Source organism: Pseudomonas sp. 14P_8.1_Bac3, assembly GCF_025466085.1.
Taxonomy (GTDB): domain Bacteria; phylum Pseudomonadota; class Gammaproteobacteria; order Pseudomonadales; family Pseudomonadaceae; genus Aquipseudomonas.
The window spans coordinates 64,365-81,218 of record NZ_JANLOD010000010.1 but is presented as its reverse complement, the minus strand read 5'-3'; the positions used below and the strand labels follow the sequence as shown (position 1 = coordinate 81,218).

Genomic DNA, 16,854 nt, shown 5'->3' with positions numbered 1-16,854 from the left:
TGCCGCACACAAAAACGCCCCGACTGGTTCGGGGCGTTTTTTTGTCTGTACACCCTGCCCCACAATAGGAGCGAGCATGCTCGCGATGGTCGTGAACGATGACGCTGGGTGTCTGGATGCCTGTGGTGGCTGAACGTTCTTCGCGAGCATGCTCGCTCCTGCAGAGATAAATGATCGAATGAAACATGAAGCTTTTGTCATGCAACTCCCTGCCCTGCGACCGAATGTCGCGTATTCCGCGGCCTGCAGCATTGTTGCAAAAATCGCAATGACTCGTTACCCAACACAGCCGTTTACTTAGCAAGCTACCAAAACATATAACAGAGTCCTGCACATGCCTTGGTGCAGCTAACTGAAATTGGAGCTAGCAGATGACTGTGAAAGTAACTGAACGCGACGATTCACATATGTCCCATGAAGGCGTAGCCGCCGGTATCCGTATTTGGGATGTGCACCAGCAAGACATGCTGGTCGGGATGTTCCACTCCGAGACCGACGCGCACAATTACAAAGCCGAACTGGAAACGCTGGAGCAGCAACGTGAATTGCGTTCCGCCTAGGCGTGAAGCACAAGTCACTACAGCATTGAAAACGACAAACCCCGCCATGAGCGGGGTTTGTCGTTGTTGCAACCGTTAACGGCTTACCACATCAGATCGTCGGGGATCTGATAGGCCGCGTACGGATCGTCCTCGGCGGCCGCTTCTTCGGTCTGCACGTTGAGCTGCACGATGCGCTGTGGATCGCGCTCCTGGATCTTCAGGGCTGCTTCACGCGGAATCACTTCGTAGCCACCGGCATGGTGCACGATCGCCAGCGAACCGTTGCTGAGCTTGTTACGCATCAGCGTGTTGACGGACAGGCGCTTGACCTTCTTGTCGTCTACAAAGTTGTAGTAGTCCTCGGTGGTCAGTTTCGGCAGGCGCGAGACTTCAATCAGTTGCTTGATCTGCGCAGCGCGGGCCTTGGCCTCGGCCTTCTCCTGCTGCTGGCGGTTCAGTTCCTGGTCGCGCTTGACCTTTTCGGCCATGGCTTCCTGAGCGGCACGCTGCTGGGAGTCATCGAGTTCGATCTGCCCCTTGTGGGCCAGACGCTGCTGTTTCTGCTTCTCTTTGCCGACCTGTTTGGCCTGCTTTTGGTTGACCAGCCCTGCCTTTAGCAACTGGTCGCGAAGGGAAATGCTCATGGTGCTTATTTCTCACTTAGGCCACTGCTCAACCGCAGCTGGGCAAATTCTTTTCCTGACGTTTGGCTTCGCCCCACAGGGCGTCCAACTCTTCGAGGGTGCAATCTTCTATGGGACGGTGGGTGTCGCGCAATGCCTGTTCGATAAAACGGAAGCGTCTTTCGAATTTACTGTTGGCCCCGCGTAACGCGGTTTCCGGATCGACCTTCAAATGACGCGCCAGATTGACCACGGAAAACAGCAGGTCACCGACCTCATCGGCGATCGCTGCCGGGTCGTTGTCGGCCATGGCTTCGAGCACCTCATCGAGTTCTTCGCGGACCTTGTCCAGCACCGGCAAGGCGTCCGGCCAGTCGAAACCGACCTGCCCTGCGCGCTTCTGCAGCTTCGCCGAACGGGACAACGCCGGCAACGCGGAGGGTACATCATCGAGCAAAGACAGTTGCTCCGGCGCTGCTGACTGCTCCGCGCGCTCTTCGGCCTTGATCTCTTCCCAGCGCTGCTTGACCTGCTCCTCACTCAAACGCGGAACATCCAGCGGCGCATACAGCTCGCCGGTCGGGAAGACGTGGGGATGACGGCGGATCAACTTGCGGGTGATGCCGTCGATGACGCCGGCAAATTCGAAGCGCCCTTCTTCCCTGGCCAACTGGCTGTAATACACCACCTGGAACAGCAAATCGCCCAACTCGCCCTGCAGATGATCGAAGTCGCCGCGCTCGATGGCATCGGCGACTTCGTAGGCTTCCTCGAGGGTGTGCGGGACGATGGTGGCGTAGGTTTGCTTGAGGTCCCACGGGCAGCCGAATTGCGGGTCGCGCAGGCGGTTCATCAGGTGCAGCAGGTCTTCAAGGCTGTACATTATTTTTCTGTCTCACCACAAAACCCTGTGGGAGCTGGCCTGCCAGCGATACAGGCACCTCGGTCTTTCAGGGGAATCGAGGTGATGCAATCGCTGGCAGGCCAGCTCCCACACAGGATCATCTTCAAGGCGTGCGGTTACGGCGGGTTTCGATGATGTTCGGCAGCTGGGATATCCGCCCCAGCAACCGCCCCAGCGCATCCAGCCCCGGAATCTCGATGGTCAAGGACATCAGCGCGGTGTTGTCCTCCTTGTTCGAGCGGGTGTTGACCGCCAGCACGTTGATCCGCTCATTGAGCAGCACTTGCGACACGTCACGCAGCAAACCGGAACGGTCGTAGGCGCGGATGATGATGTCCACCGGATAGGTGAGCACCGGTACCGGGCCCCAGCTGACCTGGATGATCCGCTCCGGCTCGCGCCCGGCCAGTTGCAGCACCGACGCGCAGTCCTGACGGTGAATGCTCACGCCACGGCCCTGGGTGATGTAGCCGACGATCGCATCCCCCGGCAACGGCTGGCAGCAGCCCGCCATCTGCGTCATCAGGTTGCCGACGCCCTGGATCTGAATGTCGCCGCGCTTGCCCGGCTTGTAGCCGGTGGCCTTGCGCGGGATCAGTTCCAGCTGTTCGTTGCCACGCTCCGGCTCGACCAGCTGCTGCGCCAGGTTCACCAGTTGCGCCAGGCGCAAATCACCGGCACCCAACGCCGCGTACATGTCCTCGGCGGTCTTCATGTTGGCCTTGTCGGCCAGCTTGTCGAAGTCCACCGCCGGCAACCCGAGGCGACTGAGTTCGCGTTCGAGCAGGGTCTTGCCCGCCGCAACGTTCTGATCCCGCGCCTGCAACTTGAACCAGTGAACGATCTTCGCCCGCGCCCGCGACGTGGTGATGTAGCCCAGGTTCGGGTTCAACCAGTCGCGGCTCGGGGTGCCGTGCTTGCTGGTGATGATCTCGACTTGCTCACCGGTTTGCAGGCTGTAGTTGAGCGGTACGATGCGCCCGTTGATCTTCGCGCCCCGGCAGTTATGACCGATTTCCGTGTGCACGCGGTAGGCGAAGTCCAGCGGCGTCGCGCCTTTCGGCAAGTCGATGGCATGGCCGTCCGGGGTGAAGATGTAGACCCGGTCCGGTTCGATATCGACGCGCAGCTGTTCGGCCAGGCCACCAATGTCGCCGAGTTCTTCGTGCCACTCGAGGACCTGACGCAGCCAGGAAATTTTCTCTTCGTAGTGGTTGGAGCCGGATTTGACGTCGGTGCCCTTGTAGCGCCAGTGCGCGCAAACGCCGAGCTCGGCCTCTTCGTGCATGGCGTGGGTGCGGATCTGCACTTCCAGCACCTTGCCTTCAGGCCCGATCACCGCCGTGTGCAACGAGCGGTAGCCGTTCTCTTTCGGGTTGGCGATGTAGTCGTCGAATTCTTTCGGAATGTGTCGCCACAAGGTGTGGACGATACCGAGCGCGGTGTAGCAATCGCGCATCTCCGGCACCAGCACGCGAACGGCGCGCACGTCGTAGATCTGGCTGAACTCCAGACCCTTGCGCTGCATTTTGCGCCAGATCGAATAGATGTGTTTGGCCCGGCCGCTGATGTCGGCTTCGACGCCAGTGGCTTGCAATTCATTTTTCAGCTGGCTCATCACGTCGCTGATGAAGCGCTCGCGATCGAGGCGCCGCTCATGCAGCAACTTGGCGATCTGCTTGTACTGATCGGGCTCGAGGTAGCGAAAGGACAAGTCCTCCAGCTCCCATTTGATGTGGCCGATACCGAGCCGGTGTGCCAGAGGCGCGTAGATGTCGAAGACTTCGCGAGCAACGCGGTTGCGCTTTTCGTCGTCGGCGGTTTTCACCGCACGGATCGCGCAGGTGCGCTCGGCCAGTTTGATCAGCGCGACGCGCACGTCATCGACCATGGCCACGAGCATTTTGCGCAGGTTTTCCACCTGCCCCTGCGTGCCCAGCACCAGGGATTGACGGGGGCTCAGGCTGGCGCTGATCGCCGCCATGCGCAACACGCCGTCGATGAGTTTGGCAACCACCGGACCGAAGCGCTGGCTCACCGCCGGCAGTTCGATCTGGCCTTCGCGCACGCCGCGGTAAAGCACCGCGGCGACCAGCGAATCCTGGTCGAGTTTGAGGTCGGCGAGAATCTCGGCGATCTCAAGGCCCGTGCTGAAACTCGAAGTCCCTTCGGACCACAGGTTTTTCGCCGCATTGGCCTGCTGTTCAGACGCACGAGCAAACTCGCACGCGTCCTTCAAGGCTTCGCGATCCAGTGCGAGATCGACACTGACCGCATGATCGAGCCAAGCCTCGAGGTTGATACTGCCGTCGGTGTTGATCGGCTGGTGTGCTCTCACCTGTACCATCTTGCTTTACCTTCCCTACGACGCAGATTCAATGCGTCAAATCGCTGACCTTCGTTGCCGAATGCACTCGCGGGGCCAAGACGAGTGCTGAACGGGCAAGTCAGTCGGACCAGACGAGCCTTCCTAGCTCGCTTCAAATAACGCCATGGCCTCGACATGTGCCGTCTGAGGAAACATATCGAGAATCCCGGCACGTTTTAACCGGTAGCCCTGCTTGATCAATTCGACCGTATCGCGCGCCAGAGTTGCCGGGTTGCACGACACATACACCAACCGTTCGGCGCCCAGGGTCTTGAGCTTGCGCACCACCTCGTAAGCGCCGTCACGCGGTGGGTCCAAGAGTACCGCACAAAAGCCTTCGCGCGCCCATTCGGCATCCGTCAAAGGCTGGGATAAATCGGCCTGAAAAAACGTCGCGTTATGCAGATTGTTACTAGCAGCGTTCGCGGCTGCCCGCTCAACCATCGCCTGCACGCCTTCGACCGCGACCACTTCGCGCACGGCCTTGGCCAGCGGCAAGGCGAAGTTGCCCAAACCACAGAATAGATCGAGCACGCGGTCTTCTGCTGTCGGCTTCAGCCAGTCCAGCGCCTGGGCCACCATCGCCTCGTTGACCGCTGCGTTGACCTGGATGAAATCGCCCGGCCGGTACGCCAGGTTCAAATCCCACGACTCCAGGCGATAGCCCAACGACTGATCGGCTTCCACCGGCTGCGGTTCACCTTCGCCATGCAGCCACAGTTGAGCTTTATGGAATGCGCAAAAATCCTTGAGGATCGTCATGTCGGCATCGGACAACGGCGCCATGTGCCGCAGCAACACTGCCAGCTTCGAGCCACTGAACAACTCCACATGTCCCAACGCCTGTGGTTTGCTCAAACGCCGCAACATTTCCGGCAAGCGGGTCATGATCGGTTGCAAAGGCTGTACCAGCACCGGGCATTCGTTGATCGCGACGATGTCCTGGCTGCCTGCCGCACGGAAGCCGACGTCGAGTTTTTTCGCCTTCATGTCCCAGCGCACCGCCACCCGGGCCCGTCGGCGGTAAGCGAATTCCGGACCGCTCAAGGGCGCTGCCCATTCTTCGGGTTCGACGCCGGCGACCTTGGACAGTTGCTCGGCGAGCATGCGCTGTTTCAGGGCAAGCTGCTCGGCGTGAGGCAGATGCTGAACACTGCAACCGCCACAGCGGCCGGCATGCGGGCACGGGGCCGGGCGCCGCACTTCACTGGCCTGGAACACCCGCTCAGTACGCGCCTCGACCACTTTGCCATGGGCGCCGAGCACCCGCGCCTCGACCTCTTCCCCGGCCAATGCGCCGAGGACGAACCAGGTACGACCTTCGAAAAACGCGATACCGCGACCGTCATTGGCCAGGCGCTCGATACTCAGGCGCTGCTTTTTGCCGGTCGGAATTTGCGCGGCTTTACTGCCGCCCGTGGGCTGGAAGCGCAGGCCTCTCTCATGCTTGGCCATCAGTTGGGCGCGTCGAAAATGCCGGTCGACAGGTAACGGTCGCCACGGTCGCAGATGATCGCAACGATCACCGCGTTTTCAACTTCTTTGGACAAACGCAGCATCGCTGCCACGGCACCGCCCGAGGACACGCCGCAGAAGATGCCTTCTTCGCGCGCCAGACGACGGGTCACGTCCTCGGCTTCGCTTTGTGCCATGTCGACGATGCGATCGACGCGATCGGCCTGGTAAATCTTCGGCAGGTATTCCTGGGGCCAGCGACGGATACCCGGGATCGCCGAGCCTTCCATCGGTTGCAGGCCGATGATCTGCACGCTGTCGCTCTGCTCTTTCAAGTAGCGCGACACACCCATGATGGTGCCGGTGGTGCCCATCGAGCTGACGAAATGAGTGAGGGTACCCCCGGTCTGGCGCCAGATTTCCGGGCCGGTGGTGGTGTAGTGCGCTTCCGGGTTGTCACCGTTGGCGAACTGGTCCAGCACCTTGCCACGGCCTTCGGCTTCCATCCGCTGGGCGAGGTCGCGGGCGCCTTCCATGCCTTCTTCCTGGGTGACCAGAATCAGCTCGGCGCCATACGCCGTCATCGCGGCCTTGCGTTCGGCGCTGGAGTTGTCCGGCATGATCAGGATCATTTTGTAACCCTTGATCGCCGCGGCCATCGCCAGGGCGATCCCGGTGTTGCCGGAGGTTGCTTCGATCAGCGTATCGCCAGCGCGGATCTGCCCGCGCAGCTCGGCGCGGGTGATCATCGACAACGCCGGACGGTCCTTGACCGAACCCGCCGGGTTGTTCCCTTCGAGCTTGAGCAAAAGGGTGTTGCTGGTAGCACCAGGCAAGCGCTGCAAACGGACCAGCGGGGTGTTGCCGACGCAATCGGCAATGGTTGGGTACTGCAAGGTCATGGCGTATTCGCAATCCAGACTGCGGGGGCGCCTATCATACCGGCAAACTTACGCAGGCCATATCACGCAAAGTGTGGTGCTTATGTCTTATGGGAATAACCGGTCGATTCAGTATTTTCTTCCTGCGCCACATCCAGGGCATAGAACTCATGCAGCTTGGCCTGCAGCAATCGTTTGTCCGGTAGCTGGACTTGATACTCGGCGATCAGCGCGGGGGACAGGCTGCGGTTCAGGGCGTATTCGACCACTTCGTCATCCTTGCTCGCGCAGAGCAACACGCCAATGGCGGGGTTTTCGTGCGATTTGCGTTCATCGCGATCCAAGGCCTCGAGGTAGAAATCCAGCTTGCCCAGGTATTCAGGCTCGAAACGACCGACCTTGAGCTCGATCGCGACCAGGCAGTTGAGCCCCCGATGAAAAAACAACAGGTCCAGAGCAAAATCCCGCCCACCCACCTGCAGCGGGTATTCGGACCCGACGAAGCAGAAGTCGCGGCCCAACTCGATCAGGAACTCCTTGAGACGCACGAGCAACCCCTGATGCAAATCGGTTTCGGCATGAGCCCCGGGCAGGTCGAGAAATTCGACCATGTAGGCGTCGCGGAAGATATCAAGCGCGGATGGATGAGTTTGCGTCAGGGCTGCCGAAGCTTTTGCAGGTTGGGTCACGCTGCGCTCGAACAGGGCCGCCTTGAACTGGCGCTCCAGCTCGCGCTTCGACCATTTCTCCTGAATCGCCATGCGCAAGTAAAACTCCCGCTCCTCTGGCAGTTTGCTTTGGCTGAAGATGACCAGATTATGGGTCCAAGGTAATTGTCTCACCAGTGGTGAGACTTTTTCGTCGCCACGGTATGTCTCGTAAAACTGACGCATGCGGAAAAGATTGGGTCGGGTAAAACCACGCAATCCGGGCTGGGTCTGAGCGAGATGCTCAGCCAGTTGCCCGATCACGGCATCACCCCACTCGGCTTTTTCCAGCTTGCGGCTGATGTAAGCACCGACCTGCCAGTACAACTCGATCAGTTGGGTATTTACCGCCCTGATCGCCTGCTGCCTGGCACCATGAATCAGGGAGAGCACTTCATTGAAACGGTCGTTGCCTGTGCTGCCTGGAACGCTGGATGCATTCATGCCCAAATCCTTGACGAGGAGTAAAAGCACAGCTTAAACGGTCAAGGAAGCCTCAAAATGCCGGTCATACCCTTTAGGAAAGGTCGTACAAAAACAACAGAACGCTCCGGCAAAACAAACGTGGTGTTTAATGCACCTACATCCCGAGCAGACTCTTCCACAGAGGAGTTGGATGGCTCACACGGTTTGCGGCTGGCACACGTCCACGGTGGGAGCGAGCCTGCTCGCGAAAGCGTCGTCACCGGTGGCACCATCATCGGCCTTCAATCGCATATTCACCCGCAACCCGGTCCCGGTGTTCTCAGCCCAAAGCCGCCCGCCCTGCCGCTGCACCGCGTTCCTCGCGATGCTCAACCCCAACCCGAACCCACCATCCCCCGGCCGCGAACCATCAAGTCGAATGAACGGCGAGAAGATCCGCTCCAGATCCTCTTCCGCCACCCCGCCCCCTTCGTCCTCCAGCCATAAATGCCAGAAGTCGCCATCACGGCGCCCGCCCAGACGCACAACCCCGCCCTTCGGCGAGTGACGAATGGCGTTACGCAGGATATTTTCCAACGCCTGGGCCAGGGTGTTGAGATTGCCGCGCACCCAGCAGGATGAATCCACCGCGCATTGCAACTGCCCTGCCGGGCAACAACTTTCATAGCAGGCGTTTTCCGTGAGCATTTCCCACATCGCCTGAATCTGGATCGCTTCGTCGGGCAATGGCGAGCGTTCGGTGTCGAGCCAGGCCAACTGCAACGTGTCTTCGACCAAGCGCTGCATGCCGTCGACTTCTCGGCCAATGCGTTCGCGCAATTGCGTCAGGCTCTGTTCACCTTCGCTGGCCACCCGCAAACGGCTCAAGGGCGTGCGCAACTCATGGGACAGGTCGCGCAACAGCTGTTGTTGCAGGGCCACCGTGCTTTGCAGGCGTTCGGACATGTGGTCGAACGCCCGGCCCAGCTCGCCCAATTCATCGGACCGATTGGTCGTGCGGTGCGACAGGCGTACGCCCAGTTGATCAGCGCGCCAGGCGTTGGCCTGCTCGCGCAGTTGGTTGAGGGGCACCACCAGCAATCGATACAGGCCGATGCACAGCAATAAGGTGAACAGGCCGGGAATCACGCCGTTGGTGATGACCCGCCAGAACACCTGATAGCGTCCGGGCATGAACCGCTGGGGCAATTCGATGACCAGGTTTCCGGCGGAATGGTCCTCGGGAAACGGCACGCGCAACCATGGCAGGCGTTTCTTGTGGATCGGCCAGTCGAGGCCACGGAGAAAAGTCAGTCGCTCGATCTCCTGTTCGGTCAGCGGCAGACTGCTCAACGACTGCAAATCACCACCGATGACACCCACCCAGCCTTTTTCTCGGTGCTGCATGCTCTTCAGCCAATCATCGACACCCGCGCCCTGGTCCTGACGCCACGCCTGTTCGGCTTCAGCGGCATAGCGCGTCAGAGTGGCTCGGGCCTCATCCGAGAGAAACTGGTTGCGCTCCTCCATGTAGCGGCCCCAGGACCAGCTCAGCCAGATCATCAGCAGACAGAACGCCACCAGCAAACAGGCGAGCTTCCAGAACAGCGAATGCCTGCCCGGCAGGTCAGCCCACTTCATGGTCAGCACTCAGGACGTAGCCTTTGCCCCACACCGTGCGTACTTCCCGCTCGGTGTAGCCGATGGCCTTGAGCTTGCGCCGGATCTGGCTGATGTGCATGTCAAGGCTGCGGTCATGAGCCGCGTAACCGCGTTGCAGCACGTGCTGATAAAGGAAGGCTTTGCTCAGTACCTCATCGCCGTTGCGATTGAGGGTGTCGAGCAAGCGATACTCGCTGCGGGTCAGGCCGGCTGCCTGCTCGCCGTAGAACACCTCAAAGCCTTCGTCGTCGAAACGCAGGCTGTCCACCGCCACGACAGCGGGTTCGAGAGGCGGCCGACGGTCAAGCGCGACGCGGCGCAGGATCGCTTCGATGCGCACACGCAACTCAGCCATGCTGAACGGCTTGGGCAGATAATCATCGGCGCCAAGACGGAAACCACTGATGCGGTCCGCCTCCGCCCCCAGCGCCGACATCAGCACCACCGGGGTGGAATGACTCTGGCGCAGTTGGGTCAGCACATTCAGACCGTTCATGCCCGGCAGCAGAATGTCCATCAGCACCACATCGAACGCCTGTTCGCGGGCCATCGTCAGGCCTTCCTGGCCGTTCTGACACCAGGTCACCTGGAAGCCGCTGCGGCCCAATTGCTCGTGCACATAGGCACCGAGCACCAGGTCGTCTTCGATGGAGAGGATGCGGGGATGACCAATAGAGATGGGAGTCATGAGTATCTGCAAATAATTCTCAGTTGACTGATTATTCAAGATTGCCTCGCCGGGGGCAACCCAAGGTTTGCCCGCAACGCCAAAGCGCTGATTGGCCCGACGAATGACGACATCAATTTTACGAAGATTGCCCGCAAGCAAATCGCTACACTGCCCAAGTGGCGCGTGCCGGATGTACGCGCAGAGTCCCAAATGGCTGGATGCAGGAGAGAGGCGTGCTCAAGAAACTGGGAATTAAAGGCCGCGTGCTGTTGCTGACCCTGCTTCCGACCAGCCTGATGGCGCTGGTGCTGGGCGGCTATTTTACCTGGATGCAGCAATCCGACCTGCAAACCCAACTCATGCAGCGCGGCGAAATGATCGCCGAACAGCTCGCGCCCCTCGTTGCCCCGGCCATGAGTCACAGGGACACCGAGTTGCTGGAACGCATCGCCACACAATCCCTGGAAACCCCCGACGTGCGCGCGGTGACCTTCCTCGCCCCGGACCGCTCGCCGCTCGCCCATGCCGGCCCGACCATGCTCAATCAGGCGCCCCTGGGCAATGGCTCGCAGATGCTGCGACGCAGTGGCAACGATGCGACGCGCTACCTGCTGCCGGTGTTCGGCAAGCACCGCAACCTCGCCGGTGACGTGATTCCCGAAGAAGCCGACCGCCTGCTGGGCTGGGTCGAACTCGAGCTGTCCCACAACGGCATGCTGTTGCGCGGTTATCGCAGCCTGTTCGCCAGCCTGCTGCTGATCGGCGCGGGTCTGGCCGGTGCGGCGCTGCTGGCGTTGCGCATGGGTCGCACGATCAACCGGCCGCTGAGCCAGATCAAGCAAGCGGTGACGCAACTCAAGGACGGTCATCTGGAAACCCGTTTGCCACCCCTTGGCAGCCAGGAGCTGGACGAACTGGCGTCCGGCATCAACCGCATGGCCGGGACCCTGCAAAACGCTCAGGAAGAATTGCAGCACAGCATCGACCAGGCCACCGAAGACGTGCGCCAGAACCTGGAAACCATCGAAATCCAGAACATCGAGCTGGACCTGGCGCGCAAGGAAGCCCTGGAAGCGAGCCGGATCAAATCCGAATTCCTCGCCAACATGAGCCATGAGATTCGCACGCCGCTCAACGGTATTCTCGGTTTCACTCACCTGCTGCAAAAAAGCGAGCTGACCCCGCGCCAGCTCGACTACCTGGGCACCATCGAAAAATCCGCCGATAGCCTGCTGGGGATCATCAACGAGATCCTCGATTTCTCGAAAATCGAGGCCGGCAAACTGGTGCTCGACCATATTCCGTTCAACCTGCGCGACCTGCTGCAGGACACCCTGACCATCCTCGCCCCAGCCGCCCACGCCAAACAGCTGGAACTGGTGAGCCTGGTGTACCGCGATACGCCGCTGTCGCTGGTGGGCGATCCGCTGCGACTGAAGCAGATCCTCACCAACCTGGTGAGCAACGCGATCAAGTTCACCCGCGAAGGCACCATCGTCGCCCGCGCGATGCTTGAAGAAGAACACGAAGACAGCGTGCAGCTGCGCATCAGCATTCAGGACACCGGCATTGGTCTGTCGAACGAGGACGTACGCGCGTTGTTCCAGGCCTTCAGCCAGGCTGATAATTCGCTGTCGCGGCAGCCCGGCGGCACCGGTCTGGGTCTGGTGATTTCCAAGCGCCTGATCGAACAGATGGGCGGCGAGATCGGCGTCGATAGCACGCCGGGGGAAGGTTCGGAGTTCTGGATCAGCCTGAGCCTGCCGAAAACCCGCGACGATGCCGAAGACCTGCCCGGCGCGCCGCTGCTGGGACGTCGCGTCGCGGTACTGGAAAACCACGAACTGGCGCGTCAGGCGTTGCAGCATCAACTGGAGGATTGTGGGCTGGAGGTCACGCCGTTCAACACCCTGGAAAGCCTGACCAATGGCGTAACCGGGGCGCACCAGACCGATCAGGCCATCGACCTCGCCGTGCTCGGTATCACCAGCAACGACATGCCGCCGGAGCGGTTGAACCAACACATCTGGGACCTTGAGCACCTCGGCTGCAAAGTGCTGGTGCTGTGCCCGACCACCGAACAGACGCTGTTCCATCTCTCTGTGCCCAACCCGCACAGTCAGTTGCAGGCCAAACCGGCCTGCACCCGCAAGCTGCGACGCGCGCTATCGGACCTGGTCAATCCGCGCCAGCAGCGCAGCGAGCCTGGGGAGCCGGTGTCGAGCCGTGCGCCGAAAGTGCTGTGCGTCGACGACAACCCGGCCAATCTGCTGCTGGTGCAAACCCTGCTCGAGGACCTCGGGGCGAAGGTGCTGGCGGTGGAAAGCGGTTATGCCGCGGTCAAGGCGGTGCAGAGCGAGACCTTCGACCTGGTGCTGATGGACGTGCAGATGCCCGGCATGGATGGACGACAAAGTACCGAGAGCATCCGTCAGTGGGAAAGCGAGCGGCACTGCACGCCGCTGCCGATCGTGGCCCTCACCGCCCACGCCATGGCCAATGAGAAACGCGCGCTGCTGCAAAGCGGCATGGACGATTACCTGACCAAACCGATCAGCGAACGGCAATTGGCGCAAGTGGTGCTGAAATGGACCGGGCTGGCGCTGCGCAACCAAGGGCCGGAGCGTGCCAGCGACAACCCTGGCAGCGGCCAGGAGTTGCAGGTGCTGGACCATGAGGAAGGTCTGCGCCTGGCGGCCGGCAAGGCGGATCTGGCAGCGGACATGCTGGCGATGTTGCTGGCGTCGCTCGAAGCCGACCGCGAAGCGATCCGCGTGGCTCGGGAAACCCACGATCACAATGCGCTGATCGAGCGGGTCCACCGCCTGCACGGTGCGACCCGTTATTGCGGCGTGCCGCAACTGCGCGCGGCCTGCCAACGCAGCGAAACCCTGCTCAAGCAACAGGACCCGAAAGCGCCCGGCGCGCTGGAAGACCTGGATCGAGCGATCAATCGGCTGGCGGCGCATGCACGGATCAATGCTTGATGCGGCGCAACGATCTTTTGTGGGAGCGAGCCTGCTCGCGAAGGCGGCGGGTCAGGCACCATTGATATTGACTGACAGGCCCCCTTCGCGAGCAGGCTCGCTCCCACATTGAATCGGAGGGTGACCAAAAGCTTGATACCTCAAGGAGGATGCATGCGCACGATTCTTTTCAGCAGCCAGACCTACGACCGTGACAGTTTTCTCGGCGCCGACCTCCCCGCCGGCATCGAGCTGCATTTCCAATCGGCGCGACTGAGCGTGGACACGGTGGCGCTCGCGGAGCATCACGAAGTGGTCTGCGCGTTTATCAACGATGACCTCAGCGCCCCGGTGCTCGAACACCTGGCCGCGGGCGGCACGCGCCTGATCGCCCTGCGCTCGGCGGGCTACAACCATGTTGACCTGGCGGCGGCGAAACGCCTGGGACTGGCGGTCGTGCGGGTCCCGGCCTACTCGCCCCATGCGGTGGCTGAACATGCGGTGGCGCTGATCCTGGCGCTCAACCGTCGTCTGCATCGCGCCTACAACCGCACCCGCGAAGGGGATTTCAGCCTCCACGGACTGACAGGCTTCGATCTGGTGGGCAAGACGGTCGGTGTGGTCGGCACCGGCCAGATCGGTGCAACCTTCGCGAAAATCATGAACGGCTTTGGCTGCCAGCTCCTGGCCTACGACCCCTACCCCAATCCGCAGGTCGAAGCCCTCGGCGCCCGTTACTTGAGTTTGCCGCAGTTGCTGGCCGAGTCGCAGATCATCAGCCTGCACTGCCCGCTCAACGAGCAGAGCAAGTACCTGATCAACCGTGAATCACTGGCGCACATGCAACCCGGCGCCATGTTGATCAACACCGGGCGTGGCGGTCTGGTGGACACGCCAGCGTTGATCGACGCATTGAAGGACGGCCAGCTCGGTTATCTGGGGCTGGATGTGTACGAGGAGGAAGCACAACTGTTCTTCGAGGACCGCTCCGATTTGCCGCTGCAAGACGATGTGCTGGCGCGTCTGCTGACCTTCCCCAACGTGATCATCACCGCGCATCAGGCCTTTCTGACCCGTGAAGCCCTGGGCGCGATTGCCGGGACAACGTTGCAGAATATTGCGGCCTGGGCGGCCGGGCAGACGCAAAATCAGGTGGAGGTGGGCTGAACCGGATCGAAGGTCACGTGCCTGCGCAGTGCGGCGCCGATGTCCGTGCTAGCATGCCGCGCATATTTGGAGGACCCATGGTCGAACACGATTTTCGCTATAGCCTGATGAACCCGCAGCACACCCTCACCGAATGCCGCGCCCTCGTGCCGGGGCGTTATCAAGTCACCGGCAACGGCGGCTCGATTCGCAACAATGACGTGCTTGTCGTGACCCTCAAAGGTGCCAAGGACCTGTCCATGCGCCTCACCGTCGAAACGGTTCGCCACCTGATCAACCCGCCCGGCCAATGGGTCGCGGTGGCCAGCGGCCCGGTGTTCGGCGAGCTGGCGATTCACACTTGGAAGGTCAACTGCGACAGCTGCGCCAAAGAACTGAGCTTCGAGTTCGCGGTGGACGCCAAGCTCGGCAACAAGGCGGAAAAGCCTGCCGCCACCGCGCGGATCGTCGAGTTGGGCTGGACCACCGTTGGCGAGAAACACCTGTGCCCGACCTGCCAGGAGCCCGTGTGATGAAACACCTCGCTCTGACCGCAATGGTCGGCGCCAGCCTGCTGGGCTGCGCCGCCGAGCCGGTGCAACTGCAACAAAACCGCAGCTACATCCTTGAATGGATCGGTGAACGCCCGCTGATGGATTACAGCCACCTGACCATCACCCTTGGTGAAGACGGTCGGGCCTACGGCAATGGCGGCTGCAACCACTGGTTCGCGCCGTACACCCTCGATGGCGACAAACTGAGTTTCGGCAAGATCGGCAGCACTCGCAAACTCTGCGCACCGGCGATCATGGAACAGGAAAAACGCTTCCTACAGGCGCTGGAAGGCGTGCAGCGCTGGGACGTCTCGCCGATCGAGCAGATGCGCTTCTGGCCCGCCGAAGGCAAGCCGCTGCGCTGGTGGCTCGAAGAGGGTTAACACGTTGCAGGAGCCGGCTTGCTGGCTCCTGCAAGGGATCGCAGTTCGGCAGATGGAATCAGTGGGTCGCTTGCAACGCCTCGAGCTTGGCCATCACGCCCGCCGCGGTCTGTTCGCCCATCAACTGTTCACGCACCTTGCCCTTGTTATCGATGATGTAGGTCACCGGCAACGCTTCACTGCGTGGCAACTCGAACAACTCCGCCGGATCCTGCGCCAGCACGGTGAACTTGATTCCCAGCTTCTCACTGGCGCTTTTCAGCTCTTCACCCTGCACGTTGTCGAAGTTGACCCCGAACACACCGATCTTCCTGTCTTTCAATCGATCGGCCAGCACGTTCAATTCCGGGATCTCAGTCCGGCACGGACCGCACCACTCGGCCCAGTAATTGAGCACCAGCCATTGTTTGTCCAGGCGTTCGGCGGCGACTTTATGGCCATTCTGGTCGACGCCATAGTCGTTGCCGCAGCCCCCTAGCATCAACGTCCCGATGATCGCCAATGCCGCTGCCAGTCGCCTTGTCATGTCGTAATCCTTGTTCAAAATTGAATGCGCCTGCGACCCATCGCCTCCCAAGGTTCTGGAATACGCGCTGCCCAGTTAGAATAGCCGCCACCTTACGCAAGATGCGACCCGCACATGACCGATCTGACGCTTTATCACAACCCGCGCTGCTCGAAATCCCGCGGTGCGCTCGAACTGCTCGAAGCCCGCGGCCTGACCCCGACCGTGGTCCGCTACCTCGAAACCCCGCTGGACACCACGCAGTTGCAGAGCCTGCTGAAAAAGCTCGGCCTCAGCGCCCGCCAACTGCTGCGCACCGGTGAGGACGAGTACAAATCCCTCAACCTCGCCGACGCCAGCCTGAGCGAGGCGCAATTGATCGCCGCCATCGCCGCGCACCCGAAACTCATGGAGCGACCGATTCTCGAAGTCGGCGACAAAGCCATCATCGGCCGTCCGCCGGAGAACGTGCTGGAGTTGTTGCCGTGAGTGCGCCGTACATTCTGGTTCTGTATTACAGCCGCAGCGGCTCGACCAATGAAATGGCGCGGCAGATCGCCCGTGGCGTCGAACAGGCCGGAATGGAAGCGCGCCTGCGTACCGTGCCGGCGATTTCCACCGAATGCGAAGCCGTGTCGCCAGACATTCCGGACGAGGGCGCGCTGTACGCCAGCCTCGAGGACCTGAAGAACTGCGCCGGCCTGGCCCTCGGCAGTCCGACGCGTTTTGGCAACATGGCGGCGCCGCTCAAGTATTTCCTCGACGGCAGCAGCAACCTGTGGCTCACCGGCGCGCTGGTGGGTAAACCGGCCGGCGTGTTCACCTCCACGGCGAGCCTGCACGGCGGACAGGAAACCACGCTGTTGTCGATGATGCTGCCGCTGCTGCACCACGGCATGCTGATCACCGGCCTGCCCTACAGCGAATCGGCGTTGCTGGAGACCCGTGGCGGCGGCACGCCGTACGGCGCCAGTCATCACGCCGGTGCCGATGGCAAACTCGGTCTGAATGAACATGAAGTGGCGCTGTGCCGCGCCCTGGGTCTGCGCCTGGCGAAGACTGCGCAAAAGTTGGTGAGCTGAC

At 61.2% G+C, this 16,854-nt stretch carries 16 protein-coding genes; 7 read left to right on the top strand and 9 right to left on the bottom strand.

The genetic code is table 11. From position 1 onward, the window contains the following. Positions 1-371: 371 nt before the first annotated feature. The gene (locus tag NTD84_RS04085) at positions 372-560 is read left to right on the top strand and encodes a hypothetical protein (protein ID WP_262163733.1); all 189 of its coding nucleotides are present in this window, start codon (positions 372-374) and stop codon (positions 558-560) included. Between the two features lie 83 nt (positions 561-643). Here the strand turns inward: NTD84_RS04085 and NTD84_RS04080 are convergent, their stop codons facing one another. From NTD84_RS04080 to NTD84_RS04045, 8 genes are all read right to left on the bottom strand, one after another. Further along, positions 644-1,186, bottom strand: coding sequence for a DUF2058 domain-containing protein (locus NTD84_RS04080; protein WP_262163732.1), 543 nt, complete (start codon positions 1,184-1,186; stop codon positions 644-646). Between the two features lie 28 nt (positions 1,187-1,214). Next, positions 1,215-2,048 (bottom strand): nucleoside triphosphate pyrophosphohydrolase, encoded by an 834-nt coding sequence (gene mazG / locus NTD84_RS04075; RefSeq protein WP_262163731.1) that lies wholly within the window; start codon positions 2,046-2,048, stop codon positions 1,215-1,217. 124 nt (positions 2,049-2,172) lie between these two features. Beyond that, complete coding sequence (gene relA, locus NTD84_RS04070) at positions 2,173-4,416, bottom strand: GTP diphosphokinase (protein ID WP_262163730.1); 2,244 nt, start codon at positions 4,414-4,416, stop codon at positions 2,173-2,175. 123 nt (positions 4,417-4,539) lie between these two features. Continuing rightward, on the bottom strand, positions 4,540-5,892 hold the full coding sequence (gene rlmD / locus NTD84_RS04065) for a 23S rRNA (uracil(1939)-C(5))-methyltransferase RlmD (RefSeq protein ID WP_262163729.1): 1,353 nt from the start codon (positions 5,890-5,892) through the stop codon (positions 4,540-4,542). Continuing rightward, positions 5,892-6,794 (bottom strand): cysteine synthase CysM, encoded by a 903-nt coding sequence (gene cysM / locus NTD84_RS04060; RefSeq protein ID WP_262163728.1) that lies wholly within the window; start codon positions 6,792-6,794, stop codon positions 5,892-5,894. Before cysM ends, rlmD begins: the two co-directional genes overlap by 1 nt. A gap of 80 nt (positions 6,795-6,874) precedes the next feature. Next, complete coding sequence (locus tag NTD84_RS04055) at positions 6,875-7,924, bottom strand: YhcG family protein (protein ID WP_262163727.1); 1,050 nt, start codon at positions 7,922-7,924, stop codon at positions 6,875-6,877. Between the two features lie 177 nt (positions 7,925-8,101). Then, entirely contained in the window at positions 8,102-9,526 is a 1,425-nt protein-coding gene (locus NTD84_RS04050; RefSeq protein ID WP_262163726.1) for a sensor histidine kinase, read from the bottom strand. Continuing rightward, a complete protein-coding gene (locus tag NTD84_RS04045; protein WP_262163725.1) occupies positions 9,513-10,235 on the bottom strand; it encodes a response regulator transcription factor in 723 nt (240 codons plus the stop codon). The genes NTD84_RS04050 and NTD84_RS04045 overlap by 14 nt, the downstream gene beginning before the upstream one ends. Before the next feature lie 215 nt (positions 10,236-10,450). On the opposite strand from NTD84_RS04045, the gene NTD84_RS04040 reads away from it, so the two are divergent. The 4 genes from NTD84_RS04040 (at position 10,451) to NTD84_RS04025 (ending at position 15,266) form a co-directional block, all read left to right on the top strand. Next, the gene (locus NTD84_RS04040) at positions 10,451-13,204 is read left to right on the top strand and encodes a response regulator (RefSeq protein WP_262163724.1); all 2,754 of its coding nucleotides are present in this window, start codon (positions 10,451-10,453) and stop codon (positions 13,202-13,204) included. Positions 13,205-13,357: 153 nt separating this feature from the next. Further along, entirely contained in the window at positions 13,358-14,350 is a 993-nt protein-coding gene (locus tag NTD84_RS04035; RefSeq protein WP_262163723.1) for a 2-hydroxyacid dehydrogenase, read from the top strand. Positions 14,351-14,427: 77 nt separating this feature from the next. Beyond that, entirely contained in the window at positions 14,428-14,862 is a 435-nt protein-coding gene (locus NTD84_RS04030; protein ID WP_262163722.1) for a hypothetical protein, read from the top strand. Then, positions 14,862-15,266 (top strand): META domain-containing protein, encoded by a 405-nt coding sequence (locus NTD84_RS04025; RefSeq protein ID WP_262163721.1) that lies wholly within the window; start codon positions 14,862-14,864, stop codon positions 15,264-15,266. The genes NTD84_RS04030 and NTD84_RS04025 overlap by 1 nt, the downstream gene beginning before the upstream one ends. A gap of 58 nt (positions 15,267-15,324) precedes the next feature. On the opposite strand, the gene NTD84_RS04020 is transcribed toward NTD84_RS04025, so the two are convergent. Beyond that, positions 15,325-15,792: a TlpA disulfide reductase family protein gene (locus tag NTD84_RS04020; RefSeq protein ID WP_262163720.1), complete on the bottom strand. Its 468-nt coding sequence runs from the start codon at positions 15,790-15,792 to the stop codon at positions 15,325-15,327. A 114-nt stretch (positions 15,793-15,906) separates the two neighbouring features. Between NTD84_RS04020 and arsC the strand changes: the two genes are divergently transcribed. Next, entirely contained in the window at positions 15,907-16,260 is a 354-nt protein-coding gene (gene arsC / locus NTD84_RS04015; protein ID WP_262163719.1) for an arsenate reductase (glutaredoxin), read from the top strand. Next, positions 16,257-16,853, top strand: coding sequence for an NAD(P)H:quinone oxidoreductase (gene wrbA / locus NTD84_RS04010; protein WP_262163718.1), 597 nt, complete (start codon positions 16,257-16,259; stop codon positions 16,851-16,853). The genes arsC and wrbA overlap by 4 nt, the downstream gene beginning before the upstream one ends. The last annotated feature ends 1 nt before the right edge of the window (position 16,854 follow it).